The organism is Burkholderia lata, assembly GCF_902499025.1.
Taxonomy (GTDB): Bacteria; Pseudomonadota; Gammaproteobacteria; order Burkholderiales; family Burkholderiaceae; genus Burkholderia; species Burkholderia lata_C.
Genome location: NZ_CABVPW010000065.1, coordinates 1 through 12,381, shown reverse-complemented (window position 1 = coordinate 12,381; position 12,381 = coordinate 1). Strand labels below are relative to the sequence as shown.

The following is a 12,381-nucleotide window of genomic DNA, read 5'->3' as shown; positions in this document are numbered from 1 at the left end:
ACCGGTTGATCCCGGTCGGGCCTTTTTGTTTCACGTTTGCGGCACGTGCTACTGGCGATGGCGCTCTTCGTGACCGCCTTGCGGCGGCGGGTTGCTCGGGTGCGGCGCCTCGACGTGCGGCGCCGGTTGCGGCCGCGGTTCCATGTGCGGTGCGGGCATCGACGGTCGCGGCTCCATACGCTGCGCCGGTTGCGGTCTCGGCTCCATGCGTGGTGCCTGCGGTTGCGGGCGCGGCATGTCGTGCACGGCGGGGGCCGGCGGACGGTACTCGTTCACACGCGGCGGCGCGACTTCGCGATGCGGTGCCGGTTGTGCGAATTCGGGGCGCGGTTGCGGCGCAGGTGCCGCCCGTTCCGGTTGCGATTGCCCATGCTGCGCTGGCGTCGGGAAATCGGGGCGCGGACGCGGTTGCGGAATCTGCGCGGTATTGTCGAGCCGCGGTTGCGGCAGTGCGCGCGGCGTTTCGTTCCGGCTGCCGGGCTGTGCGCCCTGCGGAGTCGGCACACCTTCCGGATGCGGCACCGCTGCGCTACGCACGGGCGGTAGCGCATTCTGTCCCGCCGCATTCAGCGCGGTGGGCGGAGCAGGGCGCTGACGTTCCATCGGTGTGTGCGGCTGCATCCACGCGGGCGACGGTGCCTCGGCTGCGTGCGCGTTGCCGATGCCTGCCGGACTGTTGTTCGCTACCGGCGGATGCGGGACGCCGTTGCCCGGCGCGAACGCCTGATGCGGCATCGGGTTGCCGGGTGCCTGCGGCATGCCGCCATTGGCGAAACGCGGTGCGTTGGGGTTTTCGCCGTTCGCCGGCCGCGCGACATTCGGCATGCCCGGCATCGGTGCGCCCGGCCGCCCGGCCTGTACGGCGGCCGGCTGGCCTTCGTGAGGCGCACGAGCCGGCTGCACGACGGGGCCGTGCGGATTCACGAGCTGCACGTTGTGCATCGCCCATGCGCCGCCGCCCGGCTTGCCCGGAACGTGGACCGGACGAGCCGTATAGTCGGCCGGCACGTTCGTCTTCACGACCGGCGCGCCGGCACCCGGCACGCGCCCGCCTTGCTGCGCGAGGTGGGCCGCGGCCTGGTCGCGATACGCGGCCGGCACGGCGGGATTGCGCGTCGCGACGTACGGGTGCTGGGCAATCGCCGCTGGCGGACGGTAGCTCGCATTGCGCAGCCCGCCGGTGAAGCTCTGGCGCACCGGCGCGATACCTGGCGTACCCGGCGTGACGTGTGCATTGCGCCATTGCTGCGGATCGACGTGCTGCGAGAAGTGCGCGACAGGCTGGCCGTGCACGAACGCGGAGGCCGGTACGGCCGTGATCGCGTGCGGCGCGCGGAAGTTCACGTACGTCTTGTTGATGTTGGTGATATTGGTGATGTTCGTCACGTTCACGGTCTTGTTCACGTTGACGTTGACGTTGTTCACCACGACGTTGCGGTTCACGCGGTCGTAGTAGTGCGGGCTCCAGCCGCCCCAGCCCGGATGCCACGGTTCGCCCGGGCCGAGCGCGAACCATGCGCAGCCGGCCGCGGCGACGCCGCCCACCGTGAGCGCGACGCTCCAGTCCGGGCCGCCACAGCCACCCACGAACGCGACGAGTGCCGGTGCATAGACCGGCGGCTGGCTGACGACCAGCGGGCCCGGTACCCAGGCCCAGCTATCGTCCACGTACGCCCAGCGACCGTAGTGATACGGTGCGAAACCCCACGGCGCGTCGTCGACCCACGTCCAGCCCCACGGGGCCTGCCAGATCCAGTGGCCGTCGTGATACGGCGCCCAGTCGGCCGGCGTGTCGTTCGGCACCCATACCTGACCGTAGTTCGGGGTTTCGCGCCACGTGCCGTTCGCGTCGAGATCCTGGTAGCCGGGAATGTCACGGGACACATAGCGGGCCGACACGGAGCGCTCCTCGGCCGCGTCGCGGCTGGCGGCCCACTGGTCGAGCGGATCGGGACCCGGGGCGGCGGATTGCTGCGCGACCTGCAGGTCGGTGCCCGAGAACACGACCTGCTGCCCGGGCGACAGCGGGTACTGGCCGTTGCTGCCGTAGACGGTCGCACTGCCGTCGCGCAGCGTGACCGTCGTGCTCGCGCCGTTCGGTGCGACGTCGACGCGATAGTCGCCGGGGCCCGTGATGCCGAGCGCGAGGTTCGGCGTGTCGATTTCGTACGATCCGCCGGCCGGCAGATCGCGCACGTGCGTCGATACGGTGCCGAGTCCGACTTTCAGCTGGGTCGTCGTGTCGTCGAGGTTCAGCACCGACAGGCTCGTCGACTCGCCGAGCCGCACCGCGGTCGAGCCGATGTGCAGTTCCGAGCGCGCACCCGCATCGTTCCAGAGTTGGTCGCCGGTCGTCAGCGGCCGGTTCACGGCGGCATACGACCACGTATCGGTGCCGGCCGGTTCGGTGGTCACGGCGCCCGACAGGTAATTGAGCCGTGCGACACGACTGGGCGGATCGCCGCCCGGTTGTCGTGCCGCGGTTGCATAGGGAGGGGCGTCGGCCGATTGCGCGAATGCTGGGGGCAGTGCCGCAAGCGCAACGAACGCGAGCAGCGTGCAGCGGGCGGTTCGCTTGAGCGTGAACAGGGTGGCCATGATGAGCGTCTTCGTCATTATCGCGGCGCGTCGATTCGTGCCGTTGAGTTCACAATATCCGCTCGGCCTGTTTCAATGCTCGGTGTTTTGTAAGTCGAATGGCACGCGATGTAACAAAACCTGTCGATCGCGCGCCGTTGTCGTGCAGTCGCAATGCAGGCGTCAAGCGGACGTAAGCCACCCGTCGAAAACCTGCTGTCCGGGCACCGTGACGCGCAGCACGCGCGGCCGTGCGGAGCGTTCGATCCAGCCGTGCGCGCAGAAGCTCTCGAGCAGTGCTGCACCGAGTGCGCCACCGAGATGCGAGCGCCGCTCGCTCCAGTCGAGGCAGCCGCACGCGAAGCGACGCCGGCGCGTGCGCTGCTGCGCGACGTCGATGCCCCATTGCGCAAGTGCCTGGGTGCCGAGCTCGGTGGTCTCGATCGCATCGCCTTCGGCGAGCAGCCAGCCGCGTGCGGTGAGCCCGTCGAAGATGCGCACCGCGAGTTCGCCGGCCATGTGGTCGTAGCAGGTGCGCGCATAGCGCAATTCGGCCGGGACCGTGCGGGACGGCGCCGGAACCGGGCGATGCGGCGCGGCTGCGCGGGCGACGTTCGCGAGCGCCTCGAGCGAGGCCGCGATGTCGGCCGATGCGATCCGGTAGTAGCGGTGCCGGCCGCGCACGTCGAGCGCGAGCAGGCCGCCTTCGGTCAAGCGCGCGAGGTGGGCGCTTGCGGCGGAGGGCGACAGTCCCGCGATCATCGTCAGTTCGCCTGCCGGTCGCGCGCTGCCGTCCATCAGCACCCACAGCATCGCGGCGCGCCCCGGGTCGGCGATCAGTGAGCCGATGCGGCTCAGGCCCGGAAAGTGGTGGTCGTCTTGATCGGTCATCGTCGTGTCTCGTCAGGCGGGATGATCTTCAGTGTAGTGGGCGCGCGCATTCGATGTTTCGCTTTTGGCTGAAATGTCGGATGCAGTGGCGCTGGCGTCGTCGGTGCGGCGAACCGGGCTGCGGCCGCTTGCGGGGCGCGCGTAGAATGGCCGAAAGCGGCGGCAGCGGGCTGCCGCATGTGACACGACGCAACGATGAAGACGATTTTCTGTTTGCTGGCGGCCGCGCTCGTTTGCGCGGCTTGTGCGCAGGGCGGAGCGGGCGCGGCCGGCGAGCGCGGCGGCAGCATCGAGATGTACGGAACGATCGATCAGGGCATCACGGTGCGCCGCTGACCGGCCCGGGCCTGGCGCAGCTCCGACAGCCGCGCCAGGCGGGGCGCCCCGCGACGCGTTGCCGCAGCGCAACGTATAATGGCCCGATTACAGCGCCCCTGCCGCCTGGAGCCAACAAGATGTCCCAATCGTCCCCCGTACCGGCCGCCCTCGACCGCACCGAAACCGTATTCCGCTTCCTCGCCGAGCCGTCGTCCGTGAACTTCGGCGGCAAGGTGCATGGCGGCGCGCTCATGAAGTGGATCGACGAGGTTGCGTATGCGTGCGCGGCCGTCTGGTCGAGCCGCTATTGCGTGACGGTCAGCGTCGGCAACATCCGTTTCCAGCGTCCGATCATGGTCGGCAATCTGGTCGAGCTGAAGGCGCGCGTCGTCGCGACGGGCCGCACCAGCATGCACATCCATGTGTCCGTGCATGCCGGCGATCCGAAGGGCGGCATGCTGCGCCAGACGACCGATTGCCTCGTCGTGTTCGTCGCGGTCGACGAGAACGGCAACCCGGTGCCGGTGCCGCCGTTCGTGCCCGAGACCGACGAGCAGAAGGTGCTCGCGAAATATGCGGCCGACGTGCGGGCCGCGCTCGACAAGATCGTCGAGATGAAACCGGAAGAAGTCGCGAAGGGCGCGGTCTGACCGCGGCGGGCGCCGCGCATCGCATCGCGCCGCGCCCGTCTTCCTGCCGTTACTGCGACCCGATCATCTGTTCGGGACGCACCCACGCATCGAATTCCGCCTCGGTCAGGTAGCCGAGCGCGAGCGCGGCTGCCTTCAGCGTCGTGCCTTCCTTGTGCGCCTTCTTCGCGATCTGCGCCGACTTGTCGTAGCCGATGTGCGGATTGAGCGCCGTCACGAGCATCAGCGATTCGTTCAGCAGCAGGTCGATCCGCGAGCGGTTCGGCTCGATGCCCACCGCGCAGTGGTCGTTGAAGCTCTGCGCGCCGTCGGCGAGCAGCCGCACCGATTGCAGCACGTTGTGCGCGATCATCGGCCGGAACACATTCAGCTCGAAATTGCCGCTCGCGCCACCGACGTTGACCGCGACGTCGTTGCCGAACACCTGGCAGCACAGCATCGTCACGGCTTCGGACTGCGTCGGGTTCACCTTGCCCGGCATGATCGAGCTGCCCGGCTCGTTTTCCGGAATCGACAGCTCGCCGAGCCCGCAGCGCGGCCCGCTCGCGAGCCAGCGGACGTCGTTCGCGATCTTCATCAGCCCGGCGGCGACCGTCTTCAGCGCGCCGTGTGCGAATACCAGCGCGTCGGCGGCCGCCATCACCTCGAACTTGCTCGGTGCCGTCACGAACGGCAGCTTCGCGAGCCGGCCGATTTCGTCGGCGACGCGCACGGCGAACTCCGGATGCGCGTTCAGCCCCGTGCCGACTGCAGTGCCGCCGAGCGCGAGTTCGTACAGGTGCGGCAACGCCGATTCGACGTGACGGATGCCCTGGTCGAGCTGCGCGACGTAGCCGGAAAACTCCTGGCCGAGCGTGAGCGGCGTCGCGTCCTGCAGGTGCGTGCGGCCGATCTTCACGATGTCGGCGAACGCCTTCGACTTCGCGTCGAGCGTCGTGCGCAACGTGCGCAGCGCCGGCAGCAGGTGGTTGACGATCGCGTACGCGGCCGCGACGTGCATGGCGGTCGGGAACACGTCGTTCGACGACTGGCCGCGGTTCACGTCGTCGTTCGGATGAACCTTGCGCGCTTCGCCGCGCTCGCCGCCCATCAGTTCGCTCGCGCGATTCGCGATCACCTCGTTGAGGTTCATGTTGGTCTGCGTGCCGGAGCCCGTCTGCCACACGGCGAGCGGGAATTCGCGCGGATGCTTGCCGGCGATGATCTCGTCGGCCGCGTCGATGATTGCGCGCGCCTTGTCGTCGGCCAGCACGCCGAGCGACTGGTTCACGGCCGCCGCGGCGCGCTTGACGATCGCGAGCGCGTGGATCAGCTCGGGCGACTGCTTCTCGGTCGAGATCCGGAAATTCTGCAGCGAGCGCTCGGTCTGCGCGCCCCAGAGCCGGTCGGCCGGCACGGCGATCTCGCCGAACGTATCGCGTTCCATCCGAACTGCTTCGTTCATGATCCACTCCTCCAGGAAAGGGGAAAGGCCGCGCGTGGCTGCGCGGCATCAGACGTAATCAGACGTATCGTGAGGCAGTCGCGCCGCTCGCGCGGCGTCTTGAGATCTTCAGCCGACTAGCATAGCGCCGGCGCGGATTTCGCGTCTTGTCGCGCTCAGTGCGGCGACGTCACGAGCGACGCGCTCTTCAGATGAAAGCGCCATGCCATCAGCACGGCCACGCTCGCGAGGCCGGCTGCGAGCCCCCACCAGAGGCCGCGGGCACCGAGGCCCACGTGGAACGCGAACCAGTAGCCGGTCGGAAAACCGATGCCCCAGTAGCCGAGGGTGGCCGCGAGCATCGGGATACGCGTGTCTTTCAGGCCGCGCAGCGCACCGGACGCGACGGTCTGTGCACCGTCGACGATCTGGAACACCGCGGCGATGCCGAGCAGCGACGCGGCGAGCGACACGGTGGCCGCGTTGGCCGGGTCGTCGAGGTTCAGGTAGAGGCCGACGATCGCATGCGGTGCGACGATCAACACGATGCCGGACAGCGTCATGAACGCGACACCGAGGCCGAGTGCGACGAAGCCTGCATGCCGCGCGGCGACGGGGGCCCCTGCGCCGACCCAGTAGCCGACCCGCACGTTGGCGGCCTGGCCGATCGCGAGCGGCACCATGAACGCCACCGACGCGACGTTCAGTGCGATCTGGTGGGCGGCCAGCGACGTCGCGCCGAGCACGCCGATGGTCAGGCCGGTCGCGAGGAACAGCGTCGACTCGACCCCGTACGTGATCGCGACGGGCCAGCCGATGCCGATCAGTTCGCCCATCATGGGCAGCTTCGGGCGAGCGGCGGTGACGAAATGACGGAAGCGTTGCCGGCCGTGCAGCAGCCAGATCAGTGCGAGCGCGGTGAGCCAGATCGTGATCGTCGTCGCGACCGCCGAACCGAGGAAGCCGAGGCGCGGCAGCCCGAACGCGCCGTGGATCAGCCCGTAGTTCAGCACGCCGTTCACGCCGACGCCGCCGATCGACACCCACAGCAGCCGCCGCGCCGCGCCGATCGCCGGCAGGAACGCGCGCATCAGCCCGACGCCGATCAGGCTGCCGAGCGCGGCGAAACGCAGGATGCCCGTGTATTCGCCGACGTGATGCGCGAGCAGCGGCGGCTCGTGGAACATCAGCAGGATCGGTTCGGACAGCGACAGCGCGATGATGGCCGGAATCGCGAGCAGCACGGACAGCGCGAAGCCGGTCCAGTAGATGTGCGGTACGCGCTCGTCGGCCTTGGCGCCGCGCGCATGCGCGACGCTGACGCTGATCGACGACAGCACGCCTTGCAGCACGGTCACGATGACGAAGAAGAAGTTCGCGCCGAGCCCGCCCGCCGCGAGCGAATCGGGGCCGAGCGAGCCGAGCAGCACCGTGTCGGTGACGCTCATCGCCATCTGCGAGAGCTGCGCGATCGCGAGCGGTGCGGCGAGGCGCGCGGTATCGGCGGCATGACTGGACAGGGACGGCGGCGCGGCGGCCGTCCGTGTAAGACCGGAATGCGACATGGAATGGGCGCTCGCGCGGGTGCGGCCCCGCGCTATATGTATTTATTTTGAGAGACGGTTAGCTTACGGCTTTATTCGAACCGTGTCGAACGCGCGCGCCGATGGCCATGTCGCAGGCAGGGGGAACCGTCGGGCCCTATGCTTCGCGCACCGCAATGCGTGTGTCGCCGAGCAGGACGACCTGGCCCGCGCGGATCTTGCAGGTCTTGCGCAGTTCGACCGCGCCGTCGACTTTCACCGCGCCGGACGCGACGATCAGCTTCGCCGTGCCGCCGCTGTCTGCGAGGCCGGTGATCTTGAGAAGGTTGTGCAGCTCGACGTATTCGCCGGTCAGCGTGAAATCCAGATTGGGCATGACGAAGAAGGTGCGCAAAGCGCGGGAGGAATCGCCCCGCATCATACGGCACCGCGGGCCGGCGCGCGAGCGCGGCCGGCTGGCGCACGCAGTTGTTAGGGAGTGTGAGCCATTCGTCAGCAAATGAAACGGTGGGTAACAGTCTGAGAGATTCGAGAACCGGCCGCGCGGGCCGCGGGTCTTCTGTCGTACCTGCTGCGTGTTGCGGCGGGGACGCGACGGACCGCATCGCTGCGGTTCGCGCTCACAACTTCCTGAGGAGAATTGCCATGTCCAAGATTCGTACGATGCTGATCGGTGCCGCGTTGACGGCGTTCGCCACTTCGGCCGCATTTGCCCAGACGGGTACGGCGGTGCAGGGGGCAGCCGGTGCCGGCGTACAGGCGCAGACGCCGGCGGCCGGTGCCGGCATGCAGGGCAGTGCGGGCGCGAATGCGTCGGGCAACGCGGTCGGCGGTGCAACCGATGCGGTCGGCGCGGCAGCCGATGGCGCGAAGGATACGGCGTCGTCGGCCGTCCACTCGGCCAAGAAGCATACGAAGCATGCTGCGAAGTCGGCCAAGAGCCATGTCGGCTCGGCCAAGGCGAAGGCCGGCGAAGCGACCGAGGGCGGCGCATCGGTCGGCGCGGAGGGCGGTGCATCGGCCCAGGGCGCCACGCAGTAAGCGGTGCCCGGCGCTGCGCGACGCTCGTCCTGGACGGTGCGTCGCGACAGCGGCTATCCGACGGCCCGGTTCGCGTTGCGCGAGCCGGGCCGTTCTCGCGTGTTGATGCGATTGTGCGTGCCGTTACGGCCGGCGTTGGCTTTGCCCTTGGCCTTGGCCCTGCGCCGGTCGCACGGCAGCCGGCGTGAATACGCTGCGCAGCCACGCGGCGAGCCGGGCGAAGACGTCGTATGGCTCCTCGACGAAGATTTCCGGCTTCAGCAGCCGCAGGTATTCCATGATCTGCTGCGCTTCCTGCTTCTGGAACGAGCCGTGCGCGAGCCCGAGCCGCAGCAGCCCGCGCAGTTCGCCGAGCTTGTCGCGCGCGGTGCTGCCGACACTCATCTCGCACGCGAGCTTGGCCTCGTAGACCCGTTGTCGCAGCGATTCCGCGAGCCGCCACGCAGGCGTCTGCATCAGTTCCTCGAGCGTCTGGATGTCTTGCGCGGCCCCCTTGATCTGCGATGCGAGCGGGTCGATCAGCGACGGGTCGCCCTGCGCTTCGGCGACGATCGCTTTCGCCCAGTCGCGGCACGCCTTCGCGAGTTCGTCGGGGGTCCATTCGGAGCGCGACGCGAAGCCGAAGCCGAATTCGCCGGCCTGTCGCATCAGGATCGCGACGACATCCGGAAATTCCTTGTCGAGCGTGCGTTTTGCCCACGCGTACTGGCCGCCCTGCAGCATCCGCTGCACCGCGTGCTCGGTCAGCGGCACCATGTTGTCGAGCAGTTTGGCGCGCAGGAAATCCTCGAACGACGGCGTCGCGAACTGCGGGTCGAGTTTCAGCGATACGCGGACGAACGCGTCGTAGTCCTTGCGCAGGGACTCGAGCGTGTCGTCCTTGAGGGAAAGGGTGATCTGGCCCATGAATCGTCTCGATGGCGGCCCGCGCAAGCCGGCGGCCGGCACGGCGCACCGGAGCGGGCGCAGCGTCGACTGACCGGTGCGCGCCGAGGCCGGTGGGGGGTCTTCATTCCCTATATCGGCGGGCCAGGCGAAAACTTGAGCGCGCGTGACCGAGCGTGTACTCAGGCGGGCAGCCAGTGGGGCAGCACGACCCCTTGCCAGAAAAAGAACACCGCGAGTCCCGCCGCGATCGTCACGAGCGGGCGACGGGTGGCTGCCGACACGAGCACGGCAGCGAGCGCGCCGACGAGCTGCGGATTGCGCCAGGTCAGCTCGGCCGTGCCGCCGTGCGGCGAGACGGTCATCGGCACGATGATCGCGGTCAGCACGGTGACGGGCACGAAGCCGAGCGCGGTCCGCACGAGCGGCGGGAAGGTCAGCCGTTCGCCGAACAGGAACAGCGTCGAGCGGATCGCGTAGGTGATGACCGCCATCCCGAGAATCAGCAGCGCGTAGCTCACGATGCGGCCTCCGTGCGCGAGCCGGCGCGCGTGCGTTCGTGCAGCAGCGTGAGCGCGACGCCGATCGCGACGCCCGCCGCAACTGCGCCGAGCAGCCCGAGCTTGTACGGCCAGCCCTGCCAGAAGTACGCCAGCGTGCCGGCCGTCACGGCGGCCGCGAAATAGCGCAGCGTGCCGAGCTGCGGGACGACGATCGCAATGAAGGTCGCCGCCATCGCGAAATCGAGGCCGAGCGACTGCAGGCCCGGGAACGCGGCACCGAAGCCGATGCCCGCGAGCGTCCAGACCTGCCAGTTCAGGTACATCGCGAGCCCCGAGCCGAAGAAGTAGTGGGGGCCGATCGCGCCGGGCGGGAAGTGCCGGTAGTGCGCATAGGCGACGGCGAACACCTCGTCGGTCATCAGTGCGCCGAGCGTCGCGCGCCAGCGCAGCGGCAGGTGCGCGACATAGGGCGCGAGCGTCGCGCTGTACAGCAGGTGACGCAGGTTCACGATCAGCGTGGTCGCGAGCACGACGACGAAGCTCGCGCTGCCCGCGATCAGGCCGAGCGCAATGAACTGCGCGGAGCCCGCGAACACGGCGAGCGACATCAGCGCGCCATGCCACGGGGCGAGCGGGCCGCCGCCAACGAGCGTGCCGAAAATCACGCCGAACGGGGCGGCGCCAATCATCATCGGGATCGTGTCGCGCGCGCCGTCGAGCCATTCGTTCAATGGGCGGCGGGCAGGCGATGCGGGTGTCGGGTTCAAAGGGTGCTCCTCCATGAGTTGGAGGATAGCGGGCACGTGATGGGCCGGCTTGTATGTTCTTGCGCTCGCGGGATCGGGTCGGTGCTTGCCGCTTGCCGGCTCCGCCGGCATCGCGGTGGCGGGCCGTGCGCCGCCGTGTGTCAGCTTGCCTGCCAGCGCCCGGGCGGCACGCCGAACATGCGTTTGAAATGTCGGGTGAAGTGGCTTTGGTCGACGAAGCCGCTGGCCGCCGCGACGTCGGCGACGGGCACGCCTGCGCGCAGCGGCGCCAGCGCGCGCTGCAAGCGCAACTGGTTGCGCCACGCATGCGGCGGCATGCCGGTCGTGCGGGTGAACAGGCGCGCCGCGTGGAACGGCGACAGGCCGGCCGCCAGCGCGACTTCGTCGAGCGTCACCGTGCACATGAGATCGGCGGCGAGCCGCTCGCGCATCGCGTCGACGCGCGGTTCGTCCGCCGCGAGCGGCGAGGGTCGCGGCAGTGCGTCGGCGTGGCGCACGATCAGTGTCGACAACGCATCGAGCATCGCCGTTTCGGCGGCGAGCGGATCGTAGATGCGCGGTGTGCCGCTCACCGGTTCGCCGGCCGATTGCCCGTGTGCCTGCGAGGGCAGTGCGCGCTCGCTGCCGGCCTCCATCATCCGGTGCGCCAGCGTGAGCCGGGCCGCAAGATCGGCGTCGCGAATCACGTCGGGCGCAAACCACGGCGCGTCCTGCGGGCGGCCGGCAACCGCACTGGTGAGTTCGCGGATGAATTCGACCGGCATGTAGCTGACGCGATAGCACCAGCCCTCGTCGGCCGCGCGCGAACCCGTGTGCACCTCGCCGGGATTGATCACCGGCACGGAGCCGGTTTCGGCGACATAGCCGTTGCCGCGATAGGTGAAGCGTTCCGCGCCTTCGAGAATTACGGGGATCGTGTACGCGTCGTGCCAGTGGGGCGCGAACGTGTGGTCGCGATAGGTGGCCGTGACGAGGTCCGCATCCGGCAGCAGCGGCGTGCGCCAGTAGCGTGCGGAGTCTGGAAGGCGGGTGGCGGACATGATCGGGCGCGGAAGCGGTCGAATCGACAGTGTATCGCTCGCGCGCCCGGCAGGCGCGGGCTTTACTTGACCGGAATCGTCGTGCCGGCCGGCATCGGGACCGCGGTGACGGCGTTCTTCGGGCTGCCGCTGACGATGCGGTCGCTGTAGGTCAGGTAGACGATCGTGTTGCGCTTGGCGTCGACCACGCGCACGACGTGCAGGGTCTTGAAGATGAACGACATGCGCTCGCTGAACACGTCGGTCTGCTGCTTGAGCGGCTCCTTGAAGCTGATCGGGCCGACCTGCCGGCATGCGATCGACGCTTCGCTCGGATCCTCGGCGACGCCGAGCGTGCCCTTGATCCCGCCGGTGCGGGCGCGCGACACGTAGCAGGTCACGCCGTTCACGACCGGGTCGTCATACGCCTCGACGACCACGCGATCGGAGCCCGTGACGCGGAAATGGGTGTTGACGCTGCCGACTTCCTCCGCGTGCGCGAGCGGTGCCGCGGCGAACGCGGAAAGCAGGAGGGCGAGAGGGGCGGAACGGAAGAGGCGGTGCTTCATCGACGGAACCGGATGCGAATGCGGGACAGAGACTCTAGCATGCGCACGACCGGGCGATGAAAGCCGCAAGGCGGGCCGGAAAAACAAAAGGCCCGTCGAATGACGGGCCTTTCGCTATTTGGCTCCCCGACCTGGGCTCGAACCAGGGACCTACGGATTAACAGTCCGGCGCTCTACCGACTGAGCTATCGGGG

The 12,381-nt window shown here is 68.8% G+C and carries 13 protein-coding genes; 3 read left to right on the top strand and 10 right to left on the bottom strand.

The features are described 5' to 3' along the window. Positions 1-48: 48 nt before the first annotated feature. Positions 49-2,598 (bottom strand): DUF6600 domain-containing protein, encoded by a 2,550-nt coding sequence (locus BDI24065_RS38690; protein WP_175035639.1) that lies wholly within the window; start codon positions 2,596-2,598, stop codon positions 49-51. Between the two features lie 162 nt (positions 2,599-2,760). Further along, the gene (locus tag BDI24065_RS38685) at positions 2,761-3,468 is read right to left on the bottom strand and encodes an ArsR/SmtB family transcription factor (RefSeq protein WP_175035623.1); all 708 of its coding nucleotides are present in this window, start codon (positions 3,466-3,468) and stop codon (positions 2,761-2,763) included. A gap of 195 nt (positions 3,469-3,663) precedes the next feature. On the opposite strand from BDI24065_RS38685, the gene BDI24065_RS38680 reads away from it, so the two are divergent. Together BDI24065_RS38680 and BDI24065_RS38675 are read left to right on the top strand one after the other, a co-directional pair. Then, positions 3,664-3,804: a hypothetical protein gene (locus BDI24065_RS38680; protein WP_163008963.1), complete on the top strand. Its 141-nt coding sequence runs from the start codon at positions 3,664-3,666 to the stop codon at positions 3,802-3,804. Positions 3,805-3,923: 119 nt separating this feature from the next. Then, positions 3,924-4,436, top strand: a complete 513-nt coding sequence (locus BDI24065_RS38675) for an acyl-CoA thioesterase (protein WP_124493013.1) — start codon at positions 3,924-3,926, stop codon at positions 4,434-4,436. 49 nt (positions 4,437-4,485) lie between these two features. Here the strand turns inward: BDI24065_RS38675 and fumC are convergent, their stop codons facing one another. The 3 genes from fumC to BDI24065_RS38660 form a co-directional block, all read right to left on the bottom strand. After that, a complete protein-coding gene (gene fumC, locus BDI24065_RS38670) occupies positions 4,486-5,880 on the bottom strand; it encodes a class II fumarate hydratase (RefSeq protein ID WP_047850516.1) in 1,395 nt (464 codons plus the stop codon). A gap of 155 nt (positions 5,881-6,035) precedes the next feature. Further along, on the bottom strand, positions 6,036-7,424 hold the full coding sequence (gene norM, locus BDI24065_RS38665) for a multidrug efflux MATE transporter NorM (protein ID WP_175035622.1): 1,389 nt from the start codon (positions 7,422-7,424) through the stop codon (positions 6,036-6,038). Between the two features lie 136 nt (positions 7,425-7,560). Next, on the bottom strand, positions 7,561-7,779 hold the full coding sequence (locus BDI24065_RS38660; RefSeq protein WP_006486208.1) for an RNA-binding S4 domain-containing protein: 219 nt from the start codon (positions 7,777-7,779) through the stop codon (positions 7,561-7,563). A gap of 269 nt (positions 7,780-8,048) precedes the next feature. Between BDI24065_RS38660 and BDI24065_RS38655 the strand changes: the two genes are divergently transcribed. Then, on the top strand, positions 8,049-8,444 hold the full coding sequence (locus BDI24065_RS38655) for a hypothetical protein (protein WP_175035621.1): 396 nt from the start codon (positions 8,049-8,051) through the stop codon (positions 8,442-8,444). A 123-nt stretch (positions 8,445-8,567) separates the two neighbouring features. Here BDI24065_RS38655 and BDI24065_RS38650 read toward each other — a convergent pair whose 3' ends face one another. The 5 genes from BDI24065_RS38650 to BDI24065_RS38630 form a co-directional block, all read right to left on the bottom strand. Continuing rightward, a complete protein-coding gene (locus BDI24065_RS38650) occupies positions 8,568-9,350 on the bottom strand; it encodes a DUF4088 family protein (protein WP_175035620.1) in 783 nt (260 codons plus the stop codon). A gap of 161 nt (positions 9,351-9,511) precedes the next feature. After that, positions 9,512-9,850 (bottom strand): AzlD domain-containing protein, encoded by a 339-nt coding sequence (locus tag BDI24065_RS38645; protein ID WP_104768634.1) that lies wholly within the window; start codon positions 9,848-9,850, stop codon positions 9,512-9,514. After that, a complete protein-coding gene (locus BDI24065_RS38640) occupies positions 9,847-10,614 on the bottom strand; it encodes an AzlC family ABC transporter permease (RefSeq protein WP_122944819.1) in 768 nt (255 codons plus the stop codon). The genes BDI24065_RS38645 and BDI24065_RS38640 overlap by 4 nt, the downstream gene beginning before the upstream one ends. 125 nt (positions 10,615-10,739) lie before the next feature. Beyond that, positions 10,740-11,639, bottom strand: coding sequence for an AraC family transcriptional regulator (locus BDI24065_RS38635; RefSeq protein WP_175035619.1), 900 nt, complete (start codon positions 11,637-11,639; stop codon positions 10,740-10,742). A gap of 62 nt (positions 11,640-11,701) precedes the next feature. After that, positions 11,702-12,187 (bottom strand): CreA family protein, encoded by a 486-nt coding sequence (locus BDI24065_RS38630; RefSeq protein ID WP_175035618.1) that lies wholly within the window; start codon positions 12,185-12,187, stop codon positions 11,702-11,704. Positions 12,188-12,381: the final 194 nt, after the last annotated feature.